This is a genomic window from Herbiconiux aconitum (assembly GCF_024979235.1).
Lineage (GTDB): Bacteria > Actinomycetota > Actinomycetes > Actinomycetales > Microbacteriaceae > Herbiconiux > Herbiconiux aconitum.
The window spans coordinates 78,671-102,786 of sequence record NZ_JANLCM010000001.1 but is presented as its reverse complement, the minus strand read 5'-3'; the positions used below and the strand labels follow the sequence as shown (position 1 = coordinate 102,786).

Annotated in this window: 20 protein-coding genes; 4 read left to right on the top strand and 16 right to left on the bottom strand. The window is 68.3% G+C overall.

All coding sequences use genetic code 11. The features are described from left to right. Positions 1 to 1,566: 1,566 nt before the first annotated feature. The 6 genes from N1027_RS00490 to N1027_RS00465 form a co-directional block, all read right to left on the bottom strand. Entirely contained in the window at positions 1,567 to 3,330 is a 1,764-nt protein-coding gene (locus N1027_RS00490) for a hypothetical protein (RefSeq protein WP_259503855.1), read from the bottom strand. Positions 3,331 to 3,394: 64 nt separating this feature from the next. After that, the gene (locus tag N1027_RS00485; RefSeq protein WP_259503853.1) at positions 3,395 to 4,771 is read right to left on the bottom strand and encodes a hypothetical protein; all 1,377 of its coding nucleotides are present in this window, start codon (positions 4,769 to 4,771) and stop codon (positions 3,395 to 3,397) included. Beyond that, positions 4,768 to 6,108, bottom strand: coding sequence for a hypothetical protein (locus N1027_RS00480; RefSeq protein ID WP_259503852.1), 1,341 nt, complete (start codon positions 6,106 to 6,108; stop codon positions 4,768 to 4,770). The genes N1027_RS00485 and N1027_RS00480 overlap by 4 nt, the downstream gene beginning before the upstream one ends. A gap of 13 nt (positions 6,109 to 6,121) precedes the next feature. Beyond that, positions 6,122 to 7,147, bottom strand: a complete 1,026-nt coding sequence (locus tag N1027_RS00475; protein ID WP_259503851.1) for an NAD-dependent epimerase/dehydratase family protein — start codon at positions 7,145 to 7,147, stop codon at positions 6,122 to 6,124. Positions 7,148 to 7,189: 42 nt separating this feature from the next. Continuing rightward, a complete protein-coding gene (locus tag N1027_RS00470; protein ID WP_259503848.1) occupies positions 7,190 to 7,942 on the bottom strand; it encodes a glycosyltransferase family 2 protein in 753 nt (250 codons plus the stop codon). After that, the gene (locus tag N1027_RS00465) at positions 7,939 to 9,144 is read right to left on the bottom strand and encodes a nucleotide sugar dehydrogenase (protein WP_259503839.1); all 1,206 of its coding nucleotides are present in this window, start codon (positions 9,142 to 9,144) and stop codon (positions 7,939 to 7,941) included. The genes N1027_RS00470 and N1027_RS00465 overlap by 4 nt, the downstream gene beginning before the upstream one ends. A gap of 149 nt (positions 9,145 to 9,293) precedes the next feature. Here N1027_RS00465 and N1027_RS00460 point away from each other — a divergent pair, with 149 nt between their 5' ends. Beyond that, the gene (locus tag N1027_RS00460; protein ID WP_259503830.1) at positions 9,294 to 9,875 is read left to right on the top strand and encodes a GtrA family protein; all 582 of its coding nucleotides are present in this window, start codon (positions 9,294 to 9,296) and stop codon (positions 9,873 to 9,875) included. A 64-nt stretch (positions 9,876 to 9,939) separates the two neighbouring features. Here the strand turns inward: N1027_RS00460 and N1027_RS00455 are convergent, their stop codons facing one another. The 6 genes from N1027_RS00455 to N1027_RS00430 are packed head-to-tail and all read right to left on the bottom strand — an operon-like array spanning position 9,940 to position 15,510. Further along, positions 9,940 to 11,382 carry an ArnT family glycosyltransferase gene (locus tag N1027_RS00455; RefSeq protein WP_259503822.1) on the bottom strand — a complete coding sequence of 481 codons (1,443 nt, stop codon included), beginning with the start codon at positions 11,380 to 11,382 and terminating at the stop codon, positions 9,940 to 9,942. A 30-nt stretch (positions 11,383 to 11,412) separates the two neighbouring features. Continuing rightward, positions 11,413 to 11,730, bottom strand: coding sequence for a hypothetical protein (locus tag N1027_RS00450; RefSeq protein ID WP_259503820.1), 318 nt, complete (start codon positions 11,728 to 11,730; stop codon positions 11,413 to 11,415). After that, positions 11,724 to 13,355 carry a DUF2142 domain-containing protein gene (locus tag N1027_RS00445; RefSeq protein ID WP_259503819.1) on the bottom strand — a complete coding sequence of 544 codons (1,632 nt, stop codon included), beginning with the start codon at positions 13,353 to 13,355 and terminating at the stop codon, positions 11,724 to 11,726. The genes N1027_RS00450 and N1027_RS00445 overlap by 7 nt, the downstream gene beginning before the upstream one ends. Then, entirely contained in the window at positions 13,352 to 13,735 is a 384-nt protein-coding gene (locus tag N1027_RS00440) for a DUF2304 domain-containing protein (RefSeq protein WP_259503817.1), read from the bottom strand. The genes N1027_RS00445 and N1027_RS00440 overlap by 4 nt, the downstream gene beginning before the upstream one ends. Then, the gene (locus N1027_RS00435; protein WP_259503815.1) at positions 13,732 to 14,475 is read right to left on the bottom strand and encodes a glycosyltransferase family 2 protein; all 744 of its coding nucleotides are present in this window, start codon (positions 14,473 to 14,475) and stop codon (positions 13,732 to 13,734) included. Before N1027_RS00435 ends, N1027_RS00440 begins: the two co-directional genes overlap by 4 nt. A 39-nt stretch (positions 14,476 to 14,514) precedes the next feature. Further along, on the bottom strand, positions 14,515 to 15,510 hold the full coding sequence (locus N1027_RS00430) for a glycosyltransferase (protein WP_259503813.1): 996 nt from the start codon (positions 15,508 to 15,510) through the stop codon (positions 14,515 to 14,517). 56 nt (positions 15,511 to 15,566) lie between these two features. On the opposite strand from N1027_RS00430, the gene N1027_RS00425 reads away from it, so the two are divergent. Both N1027_RS00425 and N1027_RS00420 read left to right on the top strand, forming a co-directional pair. Further along, positions 15,567 to 16,904, top strand: coding sequence for a polysaccharide biosynthesis protein (locus tag N1027_RS00425; RefSeq protein WP_259503811.1), 1,338 nt, complete (start codon positions 15,567 to 15,569; stop codon positions 16,902 to 16,904). Then, entirely contained in the window at positions 16,901 to 17,689 is a 789-nt protein-coding gene (locus tag N1027_RS00420; RefSeq protein ID WP_259503809.1) for a glycosyltransferase, read from the top strand. The genes N1027_RS00425 and N1027_RS00420 overlap by 4 nt, the downstream gene beginning before the upstream one ends. Before the next feature lie 80 nt (positions 17,690 to 17,769). On the opposite strand, the gene N1027_RS00415 is transcribed toward N1027_RS00420, so the two are convergent. The 4 genes from N1027_RS00415 to N1027_RS00400 all read right to left on the bottom strand — a co-directional run bounded on the left by N1027_RS00415 (position 17,770) and on the right by N1027_RS00400 (position 22,599). Further along, complete coding sequence (locus N1027_RS00415) at positions 17,770 to 18,654, bottom strand: glycosyltransferase family 2 protein (protein WP_259503807.1); 885 nt, start codon at positions 18,652 to 18,654, stop codon at positions 17,770 to 17,772. Beyond that, complete coding sequence (locus tag N1027_RS00410; RefSeq protein WP_259503799.1) at positions 18,651 to 19,967, bottom strand: O-antigen ligase family protein; 1,317 nt, start codon at positions 19,965 to 19,967, stop codon at positions 18,651 to 18,653. Before N1027_RS00410 ends, N1027_RS00415 begins: the two co-directional genes overlap by 4 nt. Further along, complete coding sequence (locus N1027_RS00405; protein WP_259503797.1) at positions 19,964 to 21,355, bottom strand: O-antigen ligase family protein; 1,392 nt, start codon at positions 21,353 to 21,355, stop codon at positions 19,964 to 19,966. The genes N1027_RS00410 and N1027_RS00405 overlap by 4 nt, the downstream gene beginning before the upstream one ends. A gap of 65 nt (positions 21,356 to 21,420) precedes the next feature. Beyond that, a complete protein-coding gene (locus N1027_RS00400; protein ID WP_259503795.1) occupies positions 21,421 to 22,599 on the bottom strand; it encodes an acyl-CoA dehydrogenase family protein in 1,179 nt (392 codons plus the stop codon). 174 nt (positions 22,600 to 22,773) lie between these two features. Between N1027_RS00400 and manA the strand changes: the two genes are divergently transcribed. After that, positions 22,774 to 24,027, top strand: a complete 1,254-nt coding sequence (manA, locus tag N1027_RS00395; protein WP_259503792.1) for a mannose-6-phosphate isomerase, class I — start codon at positions 22,774 to 22,776, stop codon at positions 24,025 to 24,027. Positions 24,028 to 24,116 lie beyond the last annotated feature (89 nt).

Here is a 24,116-nt window from a genome sequence, read left to right as displayed (position 1 = left end):
CGTTACAGTTGCTCTGATGGTCGAGATACTCGTCGCCGGGGTGCTGATGTTCGCACTGATCGCGCTCGTGGCAGGGGTGTCCGCTGAACTCACCCGGCCGCTCTGGCGTCGGGTTCCGCCACTCGGCATCTGCTGCGCCGTCATCGGAGTGGCGTCGGTGGCCTGGCTGCAGTTCTTGGTCTCCTGGGCGAATCCGGTGGCGGGCCGCTACTTCGCCTTCGCCTGGGTGATCACCTTCGTGCTGCTCGCCGGGACACTGCGGATCTGGCGAACGGTGCGCGAGAACCCGGCGATCATCCTCCTCGCCTTCGGCTTCCTCCTCGCCTACCTCGGGCTGACCTATCTCTGGGTCGACGGGGCGGCCCCCTACGACATCACGGCCTTGCGCTTCAGCTTCGGCGATCAGCCCTACCCCGTCGACAACGCGCTCTCCTGGTTGATGGCGGCGCGCATCCAGGGCGGCGAGAACACCCACGGGCTCATGCTGGACTGGAACGGGGGAGACCGGCCGCCCTTGCAGGCGGGGCCCATCATCGCCGTCGAGGCGGTCTTCTCGTCGCTCGGCTTCTCGCAGACCGTGCTGTCGTTCGCCGTCGGAGTGGCGTTGCAACTGCTCTGGGTGCCGGCGCTCTGGGCGCTGCTGCGGATGATGTCGGTCGACCGGCGCGTGACGGCGATGGCGGTCGTCTTCAGCGGAGCCACGGCCACGATGCTGATCAACACCGTCTACACCTGGCCGAAGCTGCTGTCGGCGGCGCTCGTCATCGCGTCGCTCACCATTCTGATCGCCCTGCTGAGGCGTCTGGTGCCGCTGGCCTGGGGTCTTCCTCTGGCAGCGCTGTCCTTCACACTCGCGATGCTCTGCCACGGCGCCGCCGCCCTCCTGCTGCCCGCGATCGGTGTGCTCGGAGTGCTGGCTCTCGTGCGCAACAGCCACCGGGTGCGAGCCGTGCTCGTATCGGCGGCGGTGGTGGCGGTCGTGTATCTGCCGTGGACCGCCTATCAGCGCTTCGTCGATCCGCCCGGTGACCGCTTGCTGAAGTGGCACCTGGCGGGAGTCGTGCAGGTCGATGACCGGTCGTTCCCGCGCGCGCTCGTCGATTCCTACGGGTCGCTCAGCCTGCCGGAATGGGTGGCGAACAAACTGACGAACCTGGCGACGATCTTCGATCCGAACGTCTTCGCCGGACTCGGCGGCGCCGACCAGGCGGACATCGGCGCCCACCGCTTCCACGAGTACTACAACACCACCGGCGCGCTCAGCATCACCGCGCTCCTACTCGTCGGTATCGCGATCTCGGTGCTCGTGCAACGCATCCGGAGGCGTCCGGTGCGCAACGCCTCCTTGCTGAAGCTCATGCTCCTGATGGTGCCGTGCATCCTGCTCTGGGCGCTGGTCTTCTTCCAGCCCGGTGGCACCGTCGTGCACCAGGGGTCACACGTCTGGATCCTGGTGTTCTTCGGATGCTCGTTCGCGTGGATCGCCCAGCGATGGAGGTGGGCCGGGATCGCGTTGATCGTCGCCCAGGCAGCGGTCACGTTGTGGTTCTACGTGCCGTTCTACCATCACACCGACGTGCGGCCGGCGGGTGTCGTGATCCTCGTGGCCGGCATCGCCGCGCTGATCGTCGCGCTCCGGGCCGCGCGACGATCGAGCCAAGCGGCGGAGATCAGCGGCACGACCACGAGGAACACGAGACCCGCCGCCATGACCAGGAAGCCCGAGGTCGAGAACCGCGCGTCGTGATTGATGTTGCGGAAGTAGACGATCACGAGTGACAGGGCTTGCGCGGCGAGGAGCGCGACTCCGAGCCGGGGGGTGCGTTCGAGCATCCAGGCGAACGGCACGGTGGTGAAGATCAGCAGCCAAGCGTGTGAGCCGTGCGGCACGATCGCCGAGAACGGCGTGAAGAGCACGAACGCCCAGATCGCGACGCTCAGCATCATGCCGGCGACCAGCAGTAGACGCTGCAACTCGGCGGCCGGAAGGCTGCGCAGGCGCCCGGTGAGACTCAGCACCATGATGACCAGGAGCACGAGTCCGATCAAGCTCGTGGCCACCATGGTGCTGGTGTAGTCCTCTACGCGCAGGAACGTCACCAGGTCGAAGCGTGCGTCGCTCAGTCGCTCGAACTGGTCGGAACCGAACACGGTGGAGAGGTTCTCGAGCCGGTTGGCGATGAACTGCGTTCCCGAGAGCGCCGAGTACTGGTCGAGGAAAGTCTGCACGAAGGGGCGCGGATCGATCGCCGTCACGCCCGCCAGGTGCCATTTCAGCAGGCGGTCGCCGGGAGGGTCGATGAAGCGCTGATAGATGATCCAGGGCACGTAGGCGACGAGGCCGATTCCCACGCCGATGGCGACGGCCTTCACGGTTGCCCGGAGGGGGCGCCGCCACAGGGCGTAGACACCGACCACGACGAGCGCCGGAATGGCGAAGGCTGCCGCGCCGTGCGCGAGCACGGCGAAAACGGCCGCGATGATCGCCGAGGCGAAGAGCAGCCCGAATCGGTTCGGTGAGCGTTTGGCGGCGAGGAGGAAGGCGAGGGCGCAGAGCACCAGGGCGGCCGACATCACCTTGGGCCAGGTGAAGACGGTGTTCACCATGATCGAGGGGACGAACAAGGCGAAGGCCACCCCGCCGATCGCGACCCAGCGGCGGAACGAGAGCTGGCGCAGAAGCGCATAGCCGACCGGGATCCAGATCAGCTGGGCGAGCAGGTCGAGGGCGAAGGTGACCGCGGTGGGGGGAGCCGCTGTGAACGGATGCCCGGTGAGCACCTGTGCCAGACCGCTCAGGGGCCGGAAGAGCAATTCGAAGCCGGACTGCAGGGGCGGCCGGTCGCCGCCGTTCCAATCGCCGAGCATGAGATGGGTGGGCTCTCCGGCCGCGATCTTCTGGGCGAAGAGGCTGGGGATGGTGTTGTCGACCGGCATTACGAAGTTGAAGAAGCGCGATTGGATGAGGTCGTAGACCCCGTTACCCGGGCCCCAGAGGTAGGTGAAACCGAGGTAGAACACGATGGCGCCGACGACGAGTGAGGCCACCGGGAGCGCATCCCGCCAGCGCCGCCAGAGGCCGCCGTGGGCGGCCACGACGATCGAGGCTGCGAGCACGAGGGTGGCGAATCCGAAGCCGATCCAGGAATTCAGCCAGAAGGCGATGAAGGCGAGCCAGGAGACGACAGCCACGCTCACGGTCGCGAACAGCGGCGCCAGCAGAGGGCTGCCACGCCACAGCGGTTCGCTCACGGTCATCCCGGCGACGAACACCACCGTGACAGGGATTGCGAAGGCCAAGACGGAGAGGAGAACGACCCAGATCGACATTAGATGATCACTCTAGGGCACACGATGGACGGAAAGCTGCGACGCCGCCCGGAGCGGGCGCCGCTCATCGGGTGAGCACGATCTCGCACGGCACCACCAGGTATTGAGCCGCCGGGGCGATGGCGATCTTCACCGGTTCGTCAGGGGGCTCGTTCTGGCAGGCGGCGATTCCCAGCTCGATCCCGGTGGAGGTCTGCAGGTTGTCGGCCTTGTAGCCGGGCGTGCGGTAATCGTGGATGCCGGGAGCGATGAGCAGGGCGGCGACCACGACCGCGACGACGCCGACGAGAACACGTCGCCGACCGCGCGTGCGGGTCAGCAGCGGACTGAGCCACAGGTCGACCACAGCGACCGTCGCCGTCACGAAGAGTAGCCCCGACAGCACCCAGTACCGGCCGGCCCAGTACACGTCGGTGCCGGAGCCGGGTGGCGCGGATGCCGAGTAGGCCCAGGTGATGGAGGCCACCACCACGAAATACACGATCGACGACCCGAGCGCAGCCACCCCGAGCCCGGCCCGGCCCCAGCGAGCCACCAGGCCGGCTATCAGGAGAGCGAGGGCGACGCCGGCCAGTACCGCCGTCACCAGCCCACCGATGACGAAGACGAGCCAACCGCCCCACATCGGGCCGGCCAAGGTGGTGAGCACCACCCGGATGAGATAGAGATATCCGAGCCCGCCCGGGTCGACGATGGGAACGTCGTCGCGCTCGGTGCTCAGCACCACGGCGAGCTGGATGACAGCGGAGGCGACGAAGGCGATCGTGACGGCGTTCTCCCGGAGGCTGCGGAGTGCGAACAGCCGAGCGACGAGGAACGGTGCGAACACCAGCGTGAGCGGGTCGCTGAGCACGGCCGCGACGGTCAAACAGCAGGCGAACACGACGCGGGCCACTCCACCGCCTCGCGAGCAGACCGCCCAGAACAACCCGAAGGTGAGGAACCAGTGCGAGTTCGCCGTGTTCGTGGCCACTTCGTGAGAACCGAGCGGCAGAAGGAGCACCAGCAGCCAGAGCAGCACGCGGAACCCGATCCAGAGCCGGCCCCGTGTGAACACGAACGCCGAGAGCGCCACGATCGACCACACGGCTGCGCCACAGAGATTCATGGCGAGACCGAGATGACGAAGGGGCACGAACCCGGAGACGAACTGCGCCGAGATGCGGGGGATCAGGTGCATGTACCCGGCGTACGGATCGAACAGGTTCTGCAGGAAGGGATGGGCGAAGGCGTCGGTGAGGAAGATCCCGCCGTCTTCGGCCCAGAGCAGGTTCCGGGCATCGGCGGGCAGGCGGAGCAGCGTCAGGCCGGTGCCGGCCACGACCATGGCGGCCACCAGCGCGACCGTGCGCCAGCCGATGCCCGACCGGACGACCGGCCCGAACAGCCAGCCGGCGAGGCGGAGCCGGCCGGTCGTGGGCGGCGCGAGGCTGTCGTTCACGATGTCGCTGCCTTCGGGACCACGGTGTTCTTCACGGCCAGATCCAGAGCTGCATGATCGAATTCCCCGACGCTCAGATACCCGGCGTCCACCAGACCGCGGAGCTGCCGCACCGTCAGCGTAGGCGCGTACAGCGGTTCCACGAGCGCGTCGTCATCCACGGTAACGGTCGGATCCTCGATGAGGGACACCGTCGCATAGATCACGTCTCGAGTCGGTAGCTCGATGCCCGCCATCTGCGCGGAGTGCGATCGGATGCCGAGAGCTCCCCAGAGAGCCGCCGCCGCCCCTGCCACGAGCACCACGGCGAGTACAGCGCGCCGGCCCGCCCAGAGCGCCGTGAGCGCCACTCCGGCCAGCGGTAACGTCGTCGCAACCACCACGTAGAGATAGCGGCCTGAGGTCGCGAGTTCGGGTGAGATGTTCAGGCGCGAGAACCCTGTGAGAAGGGCGAAGACGATCCCAGCCAGCGCCAGCGCCAGGGCAAGAGGTGCCTGACGCCATTGCCGCCGCACGGTGACCAGGGCGAAGAGCAACAGGGCCAGTGAGATCACCAGGCCGGCGAACGGCACCGGGCCGAGCCCCTGGAACGCCCCGACGATCATCCGGCCGGCGTACGACGGCACGTCGAGCAGCAGCTGCCCGATCGAGTGGGGCTGCCACTGCGTGGGCATCGAGTAAGCGGGATTCGCCTTCGCAAACAGGTACCAGACCAGATACACCAGTGTGGGTATTCCGACGACGATCAGCGCGCGCGGCACACCGACCCGACGGAGGGCGAGCAGGGCTAGCGCCACCAGAAAGGGCACCGCCGTGCCGGCGAACATCAGGCCGAGCACCAGCACGGCGGCCACGAGCGGTGCGCGGCGGCGGAAGTTCTGACGGCTCAGCCCGTCGGCGATCAGCGCGGCCGTCGTGCCGCAGAGCACCCCGCCGACGAAGCCGAACTGGAAGGCCCAGAGGATGTTGTCCGCGCCCGCCCCGTAGAGCACGAAGACGAACGCCAGAGCGGTCGCGATCCACGGCAGGACGCCGACGGCTTTCATCGCTCGCCAGAGAACGTGGGCGAGACCGACGTGCACCAGGATGGCGAGGATCAGGTAGGGCCAATAGCTCTGCATGCCCACCGTGTGCAGGAGCGCCTGGGTCGCGAGGATCGGGATCGTGCTCCAGTGACCCACGTGAGGCGCCAGGAGGTCGACGCCGTCGGCGTTCAGGAAGTCCCACTCGTCGTAGTAGAACCACTGGTCTCGGCCGTAATAGCAGATCCAGGCGAAAGCGAGGAGAAGAGTGGCGTAGTGAGCGCGCGACGCGGTGAACCAGCATCGCACGCTCACGCGACGCGCCGCGTCAGATGGTGCCGTCGGCGACGGCATTCGTGATCCACGGGATGACCTCGTCGAGCATGTCGTCGAGGGTCGTCGTCGCCTCGAAGCCGAGCAGCTCCTTCGCCTTGGTCACATCGGGAACACGCTTCGCGACGTCGTACTCGAAACCGGGGTCGCTCGTGTAGTTGAACGGCACATCCGGGCCCTTGATCTTGCGCCAGATGGTCTCGGCCAGCTCGAGCACCGAGTGGCCCTCGGCGGTGGAGACGTTGAAGTCGTTGTTCAGAGCCGCCGGGTGGTCGAGCGATAGCACGATGCCGCGGGCGAGGTCGCCGCCGTAGGTGTAGTGACGCACCTGCTCGCCCGAGCCGAGGATGTGCAGCGGGTCCTGACCCTTCAGCACCTTCTGCACCAGGTCGGGAACCACGTGGCTCATGGCGAGCTTCACGTTGCCCGAGTCGATCTCCACGTCGCCGAGCGCACGGCTCTCGCCGATGCCCACGCAGTTGAAGGGGCGCAGGATCGTGTAGGGCAGCTTGTACTGGTCCCAGGCCGCACGCGCGAAATACTCCACGGCGAGCTTCTGGAACCCGTAGGAGGACAACGGCGGCGGAACCTCGCGCTCGTCGCCTTCCTTGGAGGGCCAGCGGTCGGTCGACTCGAACACCATCGAGCTGGACATGTAGGTCACCTTCTCGAGGCGGCCCTTCTTGTGCGCGGCGATGGCGGCGTCGACGCTCGAGGCGATGATGCGCTCGTTCTGCGCCAGCAGGTCGTAGGCGTAGGTGTGGAAGTAGGAGATGCCGCCGATGAGGGCGGCTCCGGCGATGAAGTGGTCGCAGTCCTCGAGCAGGCGCGTCATCAGCTCGACGTCCTGCACGTCACCGACGACGAGCTCGTAGTTCGGGTTGTCGTCGTAGGACTTCTTGACCGGGCCGTACTTGGAGTAGTTGTCGACTCCGACGACCTGGTAGCCCTTGGCGAGCAGTTCTTCGACGATGTAGCCGCCGATGAATCCGGCGGAGCCGGTGACGAGGACCTTCTTCATGTATGCAGTTCCTTAGATGGGAGGGGTCTTTGTGGGGGTGGTTTACGGGTTGGTGATCTTGTTCGCCAGAGCGTGCAGCTCGTCGAGGGAGAGTTTGCGGCCGAACGCGAAACGGTACCAGCGCAGGTACTTCGGAATCCATTTGGCCAGCTTGAAGTTCGACTCGCCGAAGGCGCGGTCGAGCCAGATGGTGGGGATCTCAGCGACCGGCTGGCGCAGGCGGCGGGCTTTTGCCGTGAGCTCGAGTCCGATCTCGAAGCCGTCTTTCGAGTTGATGCCCACCTGGCGCACGAAATCCGCGTTGTAGGCCTTGAAGGAGTTCGTGGCGTCGCGGGTTCCCGCGTTGGTGAACAGCTGCAGCGTGATGCCGGCAGTGCGGGACAGGAAGCTCTTGAATCGCGGGCCGCCGACCTGTTGGCCGCCGGGCATGTAGCGCGAGGCGGCCGCTACGACGACACCGCGCTCGACCAGACGCACGAGGTCGTCGATCTGGCGGGGGTCGTCGCATCCGTCGGCCATCGTCACGACCACCGTCTCGCTGGTGGCGTGGTCGATGCCGTAACGGATCGCGTAGGCGGGCCCGCGGCCGTAGCTGTTGATGAGGATCTTCAGGCGCGGCTCGTCGGCGGCGTAGCGCTCGACCACGGGCACCGTGGTGTCGCTGGCCTGATCGACCACCACGAGCACCTCGGCGTCGAGGTGCACGGCTTCGAAGATGCGGTCGAGGCCGGGGACGATGTCCTCCCCCTCGTTGTAGGCGGGGATGACGATCGAGGCGCGGAGGCCCTCGGTCAAATCACGACCCCCTGGCCCAGCATGTTCCACACGTCGGCGACGGGCTTGTCGGTCACCAGATCGCGGTATTCGCTGTGCGGCGTCGCGATGATGAGGATGTCGGCCTTCTCGAGCACCGCGTCGAGCGGCAGAAGGGTGTCGTCGGTCTCTTCGCTGACGTAGGGGTCGGTGCCGAGCACGGCCTTGGCGCGGAACTTCAGCACCCGGCGGAGCTTGTACGACAGGCTCGAGCGGATGTCGTCCGATCCCGCCTTGAACGACATGCCCAGGATGCCCACGGTGAGGTTCTCGAGATCGAAGCGCTTCTCGAGCTGGGTCACGATGTAGAGCGGCAGCCCCTCGTTCACGAGCATGGCGGAGTGGCCGAGCGAGAACTTGTTGTCGCTGAACGCAGCGAGCTGCATGGTGTCCTTGAACAGGCACGGCCCGGCGGCGAAGCCAGGACCCGGCAGATCTTTGGCCCGCGGGTAGTCGTGGGTGAGGCCCTTGCGGATCTTCTCGAAGTCGAGACCGCGGTCGTTGGCCATCATGTAGAACTGGTTGGCCGCGGCGAACTTGATGTAGCGCCACGTGTTCGTGAACAGCTTCGCGAGCTCGGCCTCTTCGGGCTCGAGGTCGACGATCTGGTCGGTGAGCGTGCGGAACAGGGCGGATGCGCGTGCGCGGCCCGTCTCGGTGCGGCTCGACACGATCTGCGGGAGCGTGAAGAGCTCCTCCATCGCCTTGTGCTCGGCGATGCGCTCGGGGCAGAATGCCACCTCGGTGGCGAGGCCGGCGGTGCGTAGCTGGCGCTCGACCAGGGCGGTGACACCCGGGTAGACGGTCGAACGCAGGATGAGCAGCTGGTCGTCGCTGAAGTAGGGCAGGCAGGTCTCGAGCGCCTTGGGGATGGCGTTCGGGTCGGGGTTCAGGTGTTCGTCGACCGGGGTGCCGATCACGACGATCACGTTCTCGGCGGTCGCGACCACGGCGGGGTCGGTCGACGCCGTGAAGCGGCCGTTGGCGAGCACCTTCTGCAGCACGGGTTCGGCACCCGGCTCGCTGAACGGCATCTTCCCCTCGTTGATACCGGAGACCGCGCGCTCGCTGACGTCGTAGACCACGACGTTCGAGCCTCGATCTGCGAGTGCGATGGCGAGGGGAAGACCGACGTGGCCCCCTCCGCCGATGACGACAACGTCCCTGTCAAAATTCGTGGACAAACGCCTGGCCTTTTGTGTCTGCGGGTGAAATTTACGCCGCAACCGCCGTGTCTACAACAGTTGAGCAATGGCAAGGATACATGGCCGGTTATCATTTTGAAGGCCCGGCACGCAAGCCGGGACACCACGAGCGAAGAACGGCACGGTACGTGAAGAAGATCTGGGACTACCTCTGGGAGCGGTTGGTGCGCTACGCACTGAAGTTCGGAGTGGTCGGACTCGCGGGCTACGCCATCGACGTCGGGGTCTTCAACATGCTGCGCCTCGGCACGTTCGGCGACGACGCCTGGTACGCCGGGCCCATCGGGGCGAAGGTCATCTCGGTCACGCTCTCGACGATCGCCACCTGGTTCGGCAACCGCTACTGGACCTTCCGGGAACACCGGCGCAAGAACTTCGTGCTCGAGCTGTTCGAGTTCAGCGTGATCGCGGTGCTCGGCCTCGGCATCTCGCTGGGCTGCCTGTATATCTCGCACTACCTCATGGGCTACAACAACCTGGTGGCCGACAACATCTCGGGCAATGTGATCGGTCTCGTGCTGGCGACCGCGTTCCGTTTCCTGCTCTACCGCTACTGGGTGTTCGCTCCGCACCGCGCCGACGGCTTCACGGCCATGCAGAACGCGCGGCTCGAGGCTGACGCCGCTGCGGCTATGGCAGCCGGTGGCGCAGCTCCCGGTGAGGCCGCAGACGCAGCGGCGCTGCACCCCGTCGACCCCGTCACGCCGTAGACGTTCCGCGACGGCGACGTGCAGCCCGAGCGCACCATCTGACGCGCCGGCCCCGCGGGCGAGCTCAGTCCAGCACGTAGAGGGTGACGTCGTCGAGCGTCTCGACCGTGACGTCGCCGGCGTGCTCGTCGAGAAACGCGGTGACCGTCGGATCGGGCGGAAAACGCACCGAATCCTTGGTCACCACGGCCACCACGTCGGGGTCGGCTGCATCCGTCGTCTGCCGGTCGTCGAGGTAGGGGAGATACTCCCAGTCGGCCATTCCGCTGACGAGGATGTCGCCGTCGTCGAGACCGAGCTCCTCGAGCGCCGGCTCCACGAGGGCGAGCCCCGCCGCGCGCTCGTTCCAGATCATCACCGAGCTGTAGGCGCCGGAGACCACCGCGAGCAGGAGGAGGGCGACCGCGAGCACGCGCGTGGCGATCGTGGCCCCCGCTCGGCGTTTGGGCGACAGGAGCCCCGCGATGCCGATGCCGGCCAGGGCGCAGAACAGCCACACCCAGGAGTAGTAGTAGTGCGGCAGCGCCACCTTCGAGACGACAAGGTAGAAGATCCACAGCAACAGCACGCCTACGCCCAGGTAGACCACCAGTTCGACCCGACGAGCCCAGAGCGATGCCAGCGCGCCGGCGGCCAGCACGATCACGGCTGCCACGCCCATCCCGTCGACCGTGAACAGCAGATTCGCCCACCAGGGCGGGAACAGTTCGGGAACGCCGGCCACCAGCACCAGGTGGCCCTGGGCGTCGTGCGTCGCCTGGAACTCGGCCATGTAGGTCAAGGCGCTCCGGATGCCCATCGGCAGGTAGAGCAGCACGAACACCACCGCGAACACCGCGCCGAACAGCACGCCCCCGAGCACGGTGTTCCGGATGCGCCGGCGCATCGCCACCCCGCGGTCGAGCAGCGGGAGCAGGAGGATGGCGGGCACCAGCACGATCGACGAGATCTTCGAGGTGACCGACAGCGCCATCAGCGCCGCGGAGACGATGAGCCAGACCCAGGACCGCTTGCGGAACCACAGCCAGGCGGCGGCGAATGCGGCGATGGCGAAGAACACCATCACCGGTTCGAGCAGGGCGAAGCGATCGATCCGCACCCCGCTCACCACGCCGCGGGGAAGCACCAGCCACAGCCCCGACACGGTGAGCGCGCCGACCCAGCCGATCTCGCGGCGCATCCAGAAGTAGAGGATCAGCGCACCGGCCACGACGCACAGCCCGATGGCGATACGGCCCGACAGCGCGCCTTGGCCGAACAGCAGTTGAGCGAAGCCGATGAGGTATTTCGCGGTGGGAGGATGCTCGCGGTTCAGCGAGACGTCGCCGTGCACGTAGGCCCAGCCGGCGTCGAGGTAGATCGGTTCGTCGGCGTTGAAGTTGGCGGCGCCGAGGTTCCAGAACGTGAGGTAGAGGCCCCAGAGAAAGACGACGCCGAACGACACCCACTGCACGATCGCCGATCGCCGGGGGAGCCGCATTCGGGCGGCGGCGATCTCAGAAGTCACGACGGAGAGTCTAGAGCGACCCGCCTGTGCTCAGGACTGACCGCCAACGGGAGGCTCGCCCACGAACTCGTGGGCCTCGCGGGCGAGTTCGGGCCAGAGCTGCAGGTCGCTCACCCGCACCCAGTCGCGCAACGGATGCCCGCCGCCTTCGAACACCTCGGCCACCCCGCGGGTCTTCAGATCGGTCGAGCGCGCTTCGGGCAGCTCGACCACGAGGTCGTCGCCGTCGCGGAATGCGAAGAGCTTGCCGTGCACGAGCAGCCCGTCGGGCGTGATCGCCACGCCGTCTTCGTCTCGGAGGGTGATCGTGAGGAGTTCGTAGGCCTGATTCGCGAGTTCGTTCACCATGGGTACGCCTTCTGTTCGGGGGAGCTGAGCGGTTGAGGGGCAGCGGACGGAACGGGTTGCGGCGGAACGGGGGCCGGTCGCCGGTCACGCCCGGAGACCACCACGTAGGCGGCGAAGCCGGCGGCCGCAAGAGCGAACAGCCCGATGAGGGGGAAGGCGCCGAGCGGCGGCACCCAGGCGCCGGGTTCCAGCATGGCCGGCCAGTCGGTCTGATAGCCCGACGCCATCCGGCGCATCGTGGTGGCGAAGGCGTAGGCCGTCGTGTAGGTCCAGCCCGCGGCCACGAGGATCGCGACGATCAGGAGCGGCACCGTGCTGCGCCGCCAGCGCAGGAACCGGTCGGAGGCGGCGATGCACGCGGCCATGCCGAGCAGGAGCGTCATCAGCAGGATCAGGGTGTAACGCCCCTGCCAGATGAAGCCGCCCTTCGTGACGTAGGCGGCCTGCACGAGCGGCGGGAGGAAGAAGAAGGCGAGCCCCATCGCGATGACGAACACCAGTTTGCGGCCGCGCACGAAGATCACGACGCCGAGCACCAGCACCGCGAACATCGCGTAGGCCACGTAGTAGACCACCGGATGCAGGGTGGTGTCGAGCCAGCCCAGGATGCCGACCATCTGGCGGAGCTGGCCGTAGAAGTCTCCGATCAGGCCGAAGAAGCCCTCGACAGGGCTGAGGCCGACGCCGCTGTTGGTGGGCACCACCTCGGGCCCGGTGTTCGGGCCGGTGCCGAGGGAGTTGCTCGAGAGGGTCCACCAGCCGCTGACGAGCGCCGTGATGGCGATCAGCAGGATGCTCACGATCACCCCTGGTCGCTTCAGCAGCGCCCCGAGTTGTCGGCCCGTGAGCAGAAGGAGGGGGAGCACGAGCAGCACGGCCACCCAGAGCGGCGAGATCCCTCGGGTGTTCGACACCAGCGCGGCCGAGATCACCACCAGCGCGAGACGGCCTCCGAGAAGACGTTCGTTCGGATGCAGCACGATCGAGAGCATGCCGGCGAAGAGTGCGAGACCGGCCGTGAACTCGAGCGCGTTCGGATTGACCGTGCCCATCAAGTAGGTCACGATCGGGGTGATGCCGATCAGTACCCCGATGGTGGGCACGCGGCGCGACCGCCAGGAGCCGATCACCCAGAAGCACACGGCGAGAAAGAAGGAGGTGAGAACGGCGCTCACGATGCGCATCGCGTAGATGCCCGAGATGTCGGGCAGGGCGAGCGACGGCCAGCCCACCAGCCAGTAATAGAGCGGGTTGTAGAGGCTCGCCGCCGAGTAGGTCTCGACGACCTCGGCCGGGTTCCCGACGAGCGGCGGCGCGCACGACGCGGGGGTGTCGGCGAAGAACGCGAAGCAGCCCTGGGAGTACTCGAAGGCGAACGCCTCGGGAACGTGCAGCACGCCGCCCCGTTCGATCATGGTCGTCGGCAGCAGCTCACCGCGCACGACCGATGCCGCCTTCACGACGTGAGCCGGCTCATCCGGAGACCCGCCGATCGGCGTCGCGAGCGCCCAGAGCGACCCGAGGATCGCGAGCAGCAGCCACGGCAGCAGGAGTGAACTCCACACGGTGCGCCGGCGAGCGACGGGTGCCTCGGCGGGAGCTGCGACGGGAGGAGCGAGGGTCATTGGTTCCTTCGGGACTCGAGCGCGTCGGAGAGGGCCTTCTCGAGCTGCTTGATGCGCAGGTCTTGCAAGGCCACCGACTCGGCCAGCGTGCGGGTCTCGCTCTCGAGCTCGGTCAGTTCGCCGGAGTGCTGGATCGACACCAGGAACAGCACCGCGATGCTGAGGAAGAAGACGAGGTTGGTGGGCACGGTCACGCCGACGAGTCCGGCGGCCCACCCCAGCACGTCGGGGAAGACCCCGATGATGAGCGCGATGATGCCGGCGCCCAGCCACCAGATGGCGTGCCGTTCGCGCAGGTGGTGCCGGCGCAGCGACTCGATCACCACCACCAGCACGATCACCGCGGCGACGATGCCGAGGATGTAACTCGCAACGCTCATGCGGGGGAGACCGGTTCGGTGAATGCCACCACGACGGGCGGACGGATGAGCGCGACGAACAGGGCCATCCCCGCCCGACCCAGATAGACCGCCGCCTTGTAGGGGTTGTGCGAGGGAACTCCGCCCGCGCGCGGACGCATGGCCACCGGAACCTGGGTGACGCGGAGCTTCGAGCGCGAGGCGATCACGAGCGACTCCACGGTGTCGCCGAGATATTCGGACGGGTAGTGCTGGGCGAACAGCGCGACGGCGCGCGGCCCGCTCGCCCGGAAGCCCGACGTGGTGTCGGTGAGTCGGGTCTTCGTGAGGCCGCTCAGGATGCCGGAGAGCGCCTGCATCGCCCAGCGTCGCGGCCCGCGCACGGCGTAGTCGCCCACTCCGGCGAAGCGGGCGCCGAGCACGAGGTCGTAGTGGTCGAGCTGGGCCACCAGCTCCGCGATGCCGGCCGGGTCGTGTTGACCGTCGGAATCGACCTGCACCACGTTGTCGAAGCCCTTGGAGAGGGCGTACTTGAAGCCCGCGCGCATCGCCCCGCCCACGCCGAGGTTGATCGGGAGCTGCAGCACGGTGGCGCCCGCTGCTGCGGCTTCGCGAGCCGTCGCATCCAGCGAGCCGTCGTCGACCACGAGGCAGGAGACCCCGGGCGCGACGCTCAGCACTTCGCGCACCACGGCGCCCACGGCCTCCTCTTCGTTGTACGCAGGCATGACGATCAGCGTGCGTTCGAGGGCGGTCGGCATGCCCCCATCATAGCCACCGGCCCTTGGCCGACCTGGGTGTCAGCGCCCGGCGATCCGGGCTTCGAGCGCGGCGGGAATGCGGCCCGTGCGGCCGGCCCAGCCGTCGCGGAGACCCGCCGTCATCGCCAGCAGGCGCCCTCTGCGGCCGGGAGCGACGACGAGCACGATCGCGCAGTGCCGCAGGTCGCCGAGCGTCTCGCGAACCGACCAGGCCCGGTGGCGACGGCCGTGCATCCGGTTCAGCAGCACCCGGTTGCGCAGCAGGTAGTAGTAGCGGAAGGGCTTGCTCACCACGAAGGAGAGGGGCTGCCCGCCGAGTAACAGGGGCCGGCCGAGAACGGTGAGGGTGTGGCGCTCGCCGAGGCTGTGGCCGAGGGCGGCGCCGGTGGCGAGCACGACGACGAGGCCCGCTTCGGCGGTGCGCACGGCGTAGTCGGTGTCGACACCGTCGATGAACAGCGGCTCGGCGAAAGGGCCGACGCGGTCGAGTGTGGCGACCGGAATGAAAAGGCCCGACTGGATGGGCGTGCCGCCCAGCACGAAGCCGCGGTCGTAGCCGCTGACGGGGGAGGGGAGCCCTTCCACCCGGGCGGGCGCTACGAGGCCGACGCGGAGTCCGGCGCCTGCGGCGTCGCGGTAGGTGCTGAGGAGCGTGGCGACGAAACCGTCGTCGACGGTGGAATCCTGGTCGAAGGTGACCACGGCGGCGAGGTGGCGGGAGTCGGCGCTGGGGTGGCCGGAGTCGGCGCCGAGGTGGCCGGAATCGGCGCCGGGCTCCGCCGACTCCAGCGGCTGCGGCGACCGGGCGGCGGTGATGCCCGTGTTCAACGCGGCCGCGATGCCGCGGTTGGCGGAGTGCCGCACCACCTCGGCGCCAGCGGTGAGGGCCGCCTCGAGCACGGCGTCGGCATCCGGCCCGCTGCCGTCGTCGACCACCACGACCCGGGAGGTCTGCGCGGTCAGACTCCGCACCAGCTCCACGAGCCCCGGCCCCGGCCGGAAGGCGGTCACGACGGCGGCGACTTGGTCGGTCACGGGCACCTCTCCACCCCTCGGAGCTTCCTCGGGAGCGACTACTATGCTTGCACTCCATGACCGATTCGAGCTCGGAGACACAGCCGGGCCACGAGACCGGGGCGCGAGTGCCCACGATCGGCCGGCGCTCCTTCATCGGCGTCGGTGCCGCGTCGCTGATCTCGGCGGCGGTCGGGTTCGCGGTCATCCTGATCGTGCCGAATGTGCTCGACAAGCCCCAGGCCACCCTCTTCCTGACCTTCTGGTCGTTCCTGTTCGCCTGGTTCGGCATCCTGGGCGGCCTCTCCTCGGAGACCACCCGCGCGGTGCACGTGAGCGATCGCAGCTCGGTGCCGGCGGGTGAACGCCGCGAGCCCCGGATGGTGCCGGTCGGCCTCGCGGTGGGCGTCGCGATCGGCGTTCTGCTCTGGGCCACGAGCTTCTGGTGGGCGCCCGTGCTGCTGCACGAATACGCGTACCTCGCCCTGCCGCTCAGCTGCGCGGTGGCGCTCTACTCCGGGCACGCCACGATCGTCGGCATCCTCGGCGGGAGGTTGCAGTGGCCCACCTACGTGCGACTCGTCATCGGCGACTCGCTGCTGCGCATCCTGCTCGTCGTGGTGGTCGCCATCGTGGCGGCGAGCGTCGCGGGATTCGCGGTGGCCGCGAGCGTCTCGACGGTCGCCTGGCTGATCGGATTGCTCTTCTCGCCGACCCTGCGTTCCGCCGCCCGGGCGCGCGCCGATGCACCGCTCGGCAGCTTCCTCAAGCGGGTCGGGCATGCGTCACTCGCGTCCGGATCGAGCGCCGTGCTGGTGGTCGGGTTCCCGGTCATCCTGAGCCTCACCTCGAGCCCGGAGGCGTATCTCCTGGCAACGCCCCTCCTGGCGGCCATCACCCTCACCCGCGCGCCCTTGCTCATCCCGCTCAACGCCTACCAGGGCGTAGCCATCGCGCACTTCGTGAACAACCGCTCGGCCGGCTTCCGCACCCTGGTGCCGATCGTGCGGCTGCTCGCGCTCATCACGGTGCTGGGTGCGGTGCTCGGCGGGTTGCTCGGTCCGTGGTTGCTCACCGTGTTCTACGGACCGGACTACGTCGTGGGCCCCTGGGCCATCGCCGGGCTCGTGGTGGGCGCCGGGATGCTCGCCCTCATCACCCTCACCGGTGCCCTCTGTCTGGCCGTCGACAAGCACCGCTCCTTCTCCTTCGGCTGGATCGCGGCCACGGTGCTCGCCATCGTGATCCTGTTGCTGCCCCTCGGACTCGACATCGAGGTGCGCGCCGTGCTGAGCCTCGTGATCGGGCCGATCGCCGGCCTCGTCGTGCACTTCCTGGCCTTGCGACCCGCTCGGGGAATATCGTCGGAGGAGAACGACAGCACGCCGCCGGCGACCGCGGGAGGACTGGCATGAGCGACACGAGCACGGGCATCCGGGCCAGCGTCTGCATGGCCACCTATCGCGGCTCCGCCTACGTCGCCGAGCAGATCGAGTCGATCGTGGCCCAACTCGGTCCCGACGACGAACTCGTGATCGTCGACGACTGCTCGCCCGACGACACGGTCGCGGTGATCGTGGCGACGATCGACCGCCTCGGGGAGTCGCGCGTCTTCCTCACGCGCACCAACGAGAACGTCGGGTACGTGCGGGCGTTCGAGGCTGCCATCCGCCGGGCACGCGGCCGCTACGTCTTCCTCTCCGATCAGGACGACGTGTGGACGCCGGGGCGGCACGAAGCGATGATCGCCGGGCTCGGCCACTCGCTCGTGGTGGCCGGCAACCACTCCATCCTCGGGCGCGCCGGAGCGCGGCTCTGGTACCCGCCGCTGCGCTCGCAGCAGTCGCGCAACCACCTCGCGAACCTCTTCGCGATCATGATCGGCTACCGCCCCTACTTCGGCTGCGCGATGGGATTCCGGCGGGAGGCGATCGAGGGCGGCATCCTGCCGATCCCGACCTACGTCAGGGAGTCGCACGACGTGTGGATCGCGATCACGGGCAACGTGCGGCGGAGCATCCGTCACCTCGACCAGGTGGTTGTGGAGCGGCGGCTGCACGACACGAACCAGACGCCGCTCGGCATCCGGGCCCCCCTGGTCATCCTGCGGGCGCGCTGGATGTTCGTGCGCCTCATCGCGGAGGCCTACCGTCGCACGGTGGCGGCGCGCGCCGCCATCCGAGCCGCCCGCCGCGCCTGAAGCGCCGGACTTCTCCAAACGAGACGGCCACCGGGCATCCAGGGCTCCGCGGTCAACGCCACGCTTGGAGAACTCCCGGGTCAGCGGGCGAAGGCGTGGTGCAGGAGGGCTCGGCGGCCTGCCGGATCGTGCGCGCGCAGGGCAGCGGGCAGCTCGCTCAGGGCGTTCAGCCGCGAGGTGAGGTGGTGGCGTGCGGCGCGGGCGGCCTTCGGCCAGCCGAGGGCGCGCATCCGGGTCGCCGTCTCGTCGAAGAGGCGGCGTTCCTCGGCGAACTTCGCGCCGTCGGGGCCGGTCAGGGCGGAGACGCTCCCGGCGTGCCGGCGGTAGGAGAACACGACCTCGTCGTCGAGCAGCATCGAGCCGCCGTGCATGATGATCTCGAGCATCAGATCGAGATCCTGCACCACCTCGAAGCCCGGCCGGAAGCCGAAACGGCGGAGGTCGTCGGCGCGCCAGGCGATCGACGGAAAGTACGCCCAGTTGCCCCGCAGGAGGCTTGCCGCGAGCTTCTCGCCACCGTAGCTGCGTGGCCCGTGGCCGCCGAAGCGCAGCAGGCCCTTCACGCGGTCGGCGAGCGGATGGTGCACGGCGCCCTCGGAGTCGATCACCTCGACGCCGGGCTGCACGATCGAGGCATCCGGATGCGTGAGCACCAGGTCGCGCACCCGCCCGACGTACTCCGGGTGCATCCGGTCGTCGCAACCCATCAGCACTGCCCGATCGTTCTCGATCAGCCGCACGCACTCGCGGAAGTTTCCGCCGACACCCAGGTTCGTCGCGTTACGCCGGTAGTGCACGCGCGGATCGTCGATGGCGGCCGCCCACTCGCCCGGCGCTGGATCGGGATAGACGTCATCGACGATGACAAGCCGCCAGTCGGGATCGCGCTGGGCGAGCACGCTCTGCACCGCCTCGCGGAAATGATCGAATCGGCCGTAGAACGGCATCATGATGTCGAGCGTCATGCGGTGCCCACCACCGGCGGCGGTTCGTCGGCGCGCCTCAACCGGCCGCGCCAGCTCAGATCGCGGGCGGCCTTGACCGAGCAGATCACGAGCAGCAGCCAGCCGTACTCCACCAGCACGAAACTCTCGGCCATCGAAGTGGCGATCAGCACGACGAGCACCAGTGCTGTCCAGAGGAAGACGATGCTCTTCTTCGACGCGGCGAGCACCCAGGCGCGCCCGAAGGTGAGTCCGACGAACCCCACGAAGATCACGAAGCCGATCAGCCCGGTCTGGAAGTAGACGTCGACGAACGCGTTGAGGGCCGAGGTGTGCGATCGGTTGCCGATGATGTCGAGGGCGAAGAACGGCGACACGTTCGGCCGCCAGAACCCGGCCCAGCCCCAGCCTTCGAGCGGGTTCAACTCGATCAGCCGCCAGAGCTCGCGCCAGATCTCGAGCCGGTAGGTGAACTCGCGCCGGGTCGAGAGCACTTCGAGGATGCGGCCGCGCAGGAGGAAAGCGAGCAGCAGCGCGAACAGCGACAGAGCGAGCAGGATGAAGTGCCAGCCGCGCCGGGTCTCGGGCGCTGCGCGGCGCAGGCCGAGCAGGATCAGCGTGGCGAGGCCGGTCACGATCGTGACCCCGAAAGTCACCGGCGATCCAGCGAGCACCACGGCGACGCCCGCGATCGCGAGGCTGTAGATGCCGGTGCCTCGGCGGATCGACCGGGTGGCGAATTCGATCGCGAAGGTGACGACCGCGATCAGGGCGACGAAGCCGAGGGCGTTGCGGGTGCCGAGTACGCCCTGGATCGGGCCGCCGAGCGGGAGCGCTCCGGTGATGCCGAGGAATCGGATCGGCACGTCGAGCAGCACGCCGGAAACGATCTCGAGCACGAGCGACACGCTCAGCACCACCCGCAGCACGTCGCCGACCGCGCGCACGATCTGGATGAGGTCGCGCACGACCGCGATGTAGACCCCGAGGAAGGCGTAGCCGAAGAGGTAGGCCAGACCGTTGAACGTCGACGGCAGGTATTTGCTCCAGACCAGGGTGATCAAGCACCAGGCCAAGAAGATGAGGAGCGAGATCGGCAGCAGTCCGTGCCAGTCGAGCTCGTGCCAGCGGCCGGCGAACGACAACCCGGCGAGCACGACGAGGAGGGAGACGATTCCGATCAGTCCCGGCCAGCCGAGGGTCGAGCGGATGAGGAACGACAGGAAACCGGTGGCCAGGATGGCCAGGGTGAGCGCCTTGACGAAGCGGGTGTCGCCGAAGAACTCGACGACCCGTGCCGCCTTCGTGCTGCGGTGATTCGGCAGAGCCGTCATCGGCGGGAGGCCGCCGTCCGGGCCGCGCGGGCCGTTCGGGCCGAGCGCGACGGGAGCGCGTTCGCGCGTGCCGATCCGTTGGCGAGGTCGATCGAGACGGCGCTGTGGTCGAGTTTGGACTTCACCGCGAACACGACCAGCAGAGCCCACCCGCCCTCGACGAGCATTCGGCTCTCCACGAAGCTCTGGGCGATCATGGCCGTCAGCAGCAGGGCCGGGGCGAGCGTCAACGGAACCCGCGCGATCGGCAGACCCAGGGAGTCGAGGGGGCGGTCGACGGCGAACCACCAGCTGCGGTACCAGGTGGCCAGCACCAGGCCGATGAAGAGCACTAGGCCCACGAATCCGAGCTGGAACCACACGTCGAGCCAGGCGTCGTGCGCTTGCAGATAGGTGACGCCGTTGCGCACCGCGAGGCCGTTGAACGGTTCGACCCAGGGCGCCCAGTAACTCACCCAGCCCCAGCCGAAGGCGGGGCGCTGGGCGGCGAGGCCCGCGACGGCGTTCCAGATGTCCAACCGCCCGGTGAGATCGTCGGACTTGCCGAAGACCGCGAGGATCTGCTGCCAGAACGCGTTGACGGCGACGATCGCCAGCGACGTGACGACCGCGACCCCGGCGAGCACCCACATCCGTCGGCCCGGCCCCACCCGACGGGCGAGGAGGAGCACGCCGAACATGGCTGCCGTGATGAGGAGAGCACCGATGGCGGTGGCCGAACGGGTGAGGGCGAGCACGGCGACCGCCACGACGAGCCACAGGATGGCGCTGCCCCGCCGGCGGAGCTTCTGCGCCAGTTGCACGCCCACCGTGATCAGGGCGAGCAGGGCCACGAAGGCGAGGATGTTGCGGTTGCCCACGATGCCCTGGATCGGGCCGCCCGAGAACAGCAGATCTTGCGACCAGTAGAACGCCTTCGGCACGGTGGCATCGCCGTAATCGGTCCAGAACGGCAGCACCGGCGCGCGCACGAAGAGCGCGACGATCAATTCGAACAGCACCGAGAGGCCGAGGATCCAGGTGAAGGCGCTCGAGAGGGCGGCGATCAGTTGCGGCCAGCTGAGAGCCGTGCAGAGAAAGAGTGCGGCGAGGGTGGTGGCGGCCTGCGCCAGGATGCCGAGCACGGTGGCGCCGGGATAGAACGACCAGGCGACCGACACCACGGCGAGCAGCCCGAACAGCACCAGGGTGCGGGGGAGTCGCCAGATGGCGAGCTTCGACCACAGGCGTCGACGGGTCATCACGACCGCGACCACCACGGTGATCGCGCCCACCAGCCCGAGGTAACCACCCCAGCCGAGGAGATTGCGCCAGAAATCGCCCGCGAACAGCGTGAAGAGGATGAGCAGGGACAGCGACCGGGCGGCGGCGTCGGTCGGATAGCGCATGGGGTCGATCCTACCTAGGGGTGAACGGGGCGTCCCGGATGCGGCGGGGCGCATCCGGGATCACATCACACGAAAGCGGCGAGCCCCGTGATGCTGCGTCCGACGATCAGGGTGTTCATCTCCCGCGTGCCTTCGTAGGAGTACAGCGCCTCGGCGTCGGCGAAGTGGCGGGCGACGTCGTATTCCAGCACGATGCCGTTGCCGCCGAGCGCCTCGCGGCACCAGGCGACGGTCTCGCGCATCCGGGCCGTCGTGTAGGCCTTGGCGAGGGCCGAGTGCTCGTCGCGCTGCGTGCCCTCGTCGAGCATCTGCGACACGCGCACCACCATGCCGAGGCTCGCCGTGATGTTGCCGATGCTCTTCACCAGCAGGTCTTGGATCAGCTGGTGGCTCGCGATCGGCTTGCCGAACTGCACGCGCTCCTTCGTGTAGTGCAACGCCGCCTCGTAGGCGCCCACCGAGTTGCCCACGGAGGCCCAGGCCACCTCGGCGCGGGTGAGCCGCAGCACCTTCGCGGTGTCGCGGAAGGAGTTCGCATTCTGCAGCCTCAGGCTCTCCGGCACGCGCACGTCTTCGAGGGTGATGTCGGCGTTCTGCACGATACGCAGGCTCTGCTTGCCCTCGATCTTCGTGGCGGTGTAGCCAGGGGTGTCGGTGGGCACGATGAAGCCCTTGACCTGTCCATCGGCGGCATCCTTCGCCCAGATCACCGTGATGTCGCCGAAAGTGGCGTTGCCGATCCAGCGCTTCGAGCCGTTCAGAACCCACTCGTCGCCGTCGCGTGTGGCGATCGTGCGGAGGCCCTGGGCCGAGTCGGAGCCGGACTGCGGTTCGGTGAGGCCGAACGCACCCACCACCTCGCCGCGGGCCATCTTCGGCAACCACTCGGCGCGCTGCTCGGGCGATCCGGTGACGCTGATCGCGCCCATCGCGAGCCCGTTCTGCACGCCCACCAAGGTGGCGACGGATGCGTCGACGCGGGCGAGCTCCAGCGCCACGAAGCCGCGGAAGACGGCCGAGTTCTCGAACGGCTTCGTCTCCTCCCAGGCGAAGCTGTAGACGCCGCGGTCGGCCAGGCCCTTCACGATCTCGTGCGGGAAGGTCGCCTTCTCCCAGTGCTCGTTGACGATCGGCTTGACCTCCGCGGCGAGGTAGTCGCGCAGCTGCGCCAACGCCTCGCGCTCCTGGTCGGTGAGGAGGTTCTCGTAGCCGTAGAAGTCGCTGGCGAGGGGCTCGAAAGTCATGGATGCTCCGTTGCGTGTGTTCGGGGATGCGGCGAGCAGAGCCTAGCCGGGGGTGTCTTCTGCGGCAGCGCTGCTTGGTAGTTTTGTCTAACCGGCCGAAGTCGCGAGACTCGACGCTTGTAGGTCGGTGATAATCGGCGCCGGAGCCCCGGCCGCGAGAATGAGACCAGGTCAATGTTCGTATCGATCGTCAACACGCCCCGCGACTACGCCTGGGGTTCCACCACCGCCATCCCGGAGCTGCTCGGCACGCCCGAGACCGGCGAACCGCAGGCCGAGCTCTGGCTCGGCGCGCACCCGGGAAGCCCGAGCCGCGTGCTCGATCCTGTGCTCACCGGCGGCGCGGGCGACCTCGCCGCCTGGATCGCCGCCGACCCGGCGGCGGCCCTCGGCAAGGGTGAGACGCTGCCGTTCCTGCTGAAGATCCTGGCGGCTGCGCATCCGCTCTCGTTGCAGGCGCATCCGACGCTCGAGCGCGCCCGGGAGGGCTACGAGCGCGAGAACGCGGCCGGTGTGCCGCTCGAAGCCTCGAACCGCAACTACAAGGATGCGCTGCACAAACCCGAGATCATCGTGGCGCTCAGCCCCACCTTCGACGCCCTGTGCGGATTCCGGCCGCTCGCCGAGGTGCGGGAGATCGTCGATCTGCTCGTGATGATCGACGGATCGCAGACCGCGCCGCGCTGGGAGCTCTACGGCCCGATGGTGCACCTGCTCGAAGACTCGCTGACCGAGCACGAGACCGACGCCGAGGTGCTGAAGTCGGTGGTGGAGTGGCTCCTCGGTGGCGGCCCCGAGGTCGAGGCGCTGATCGGCCACCTGGTGCGCACCACCGAGAAGGCGCTGCACCCGGCGCATGCGCACCTCACCGACCCCTACACGCCGTCGCTCGAGACCGTGGTGCAGCTGAACGAGGAATATCCGGGCGACCCGGGCATCGTCATCTCCATCCTGCTCAACCGGGTCCGGCTCACGGCCGGGCAGGCGCTCTACCTGCCTGCCGGCAACGTGCACGCCTACCTCCGTGGCGTCGGCGTCGAGCTGATGGCCGCGTCGGACAACGTGCTGCGCGGCGGCTTGACGCCCAAGCACGTCGACGTGCCGGAGCTGCTCCAGGTGCTCGACTTCGACTCGCTGCCGGTGCCGTTCCTTTCGCCCACGTCGCCCGTGCCCGGGTTGCAGCTCTTCCAGCCCGATGTGAACGACTTCGTGCTCGCACGGATCGACGTGGGAGACGCGGTCTCCTCCGTCGCCTACCCGCCGCGCGGTGCTGCGATCGCGATCTGCATCGACGGTTCGGTGACGCTCTCGGGGGGCACCGGCTCGATCACGCTCGGGCGAGGCGACTCGGTTTTCGTGACCCCGCAGGAGGGCGAGCTCACCGCCACGGGCGCCGGCACGGTGTTCTTGGCGGCTCCGGGCGTCTGACGCCACACCCCGCGCCACCCACCCCGCGCGGAACGACGGAGGTCGTCGCGAACGACGGGCTCCGGCTCCGTCGTTTGGGGCATCCCGCC

Bases quoted from the DNA above. Each gene is read 5' to 3' on its own strand.
- N1027_RS00490 (WP_259503855.1), bottom strand. From the start codon at position 3,330: ATGTCGATCTGGGTCGTTCTCCTCTCCGTCTTGGCCTTCGCAATCCCT.
- N1027_RS00475 (WP_259503851.1), bottom strand. From the start codon at position 7,147: ATGAAGAAGGTCCTCGTCACCGGCTCCGCCGGATTCATCGGCGGCTAC.
- N1027_RS00450 (WP_259503820.1), bottom strand. From the start codon at position 11,730: ATGGTGAACGAACTCGCGAATCAGGCCTACGAACTCCTCACGATCACC.
- N1027_RS00445 (WP_259503819.1), bottom strand. From the start codon at position 13,355: ATGACCCTCGCTCCTCCCGTCGCAGCTCCCGCCGAGGCACCCGTCGCT.
- N1027_RS00440 (WP_259503817.1), bottom strand. From the start codon at position 13,735: ATGAGCGTTGCGAGTTACATCCTCGGCATCGTCGCCGCGGTGATCGTG.
- N1027_RS00435 (WP_259503815.1), bottom strand. From the start codon at position 14,475: ATGCCGACCGCCCTCGAACGCACGCTGATCGTCATGCCTGCGTACAAC.
- N1027_RS00425 (WP_259503811.1), top strand. From the start codon at position 15,567: ATGACCGATTCGAGCTCGGAGACACAGCCGGGCCACGAGACCGGGGCG.
- N1027_RS00420 (WP_259503809.1), top strand. From the start codon at position 16,901: ATGAGCGACACGAGCACGGGCATCCGGGCCAGCGTCTGCATGGCCACC.
- N1027_RS00415 (WP_259503807.1), bottom strand. From the start codon at position 18,654: ATGACGCTCGACATCATGATGCCGTTCTACGGCCGATTCGATCATTTC.
- N1027_RS00410 (WP_259503799.1), bottom strand. From the start codon at position 19,967: ATGACGGCTCTGCCGAATCACCGCAGCACGAAGGCGGCACGGGTCGTC.
- N1027_RS00405 (WP_259503797.1), bottom strand. From the start codon at position 21,355: ATGCGCTATCCGACCGACGCCGCCGCCCGGTCGCTGTCCCTGCTCATC.
- N1027_RS00400 (WP_259503795.1), bottom strand. From the start codon at position 22,599: ATGACTTTCGAGCCCCTCGCCAGCGACTTCTACGGCTACGAGAACCTC.
- manA (WP_259503792.1), top strand. From the start codon at position 22,774: ATGTTCGTATCGATCGTCAACACGCCCCGCGACTACGCCTGGGGTTCC.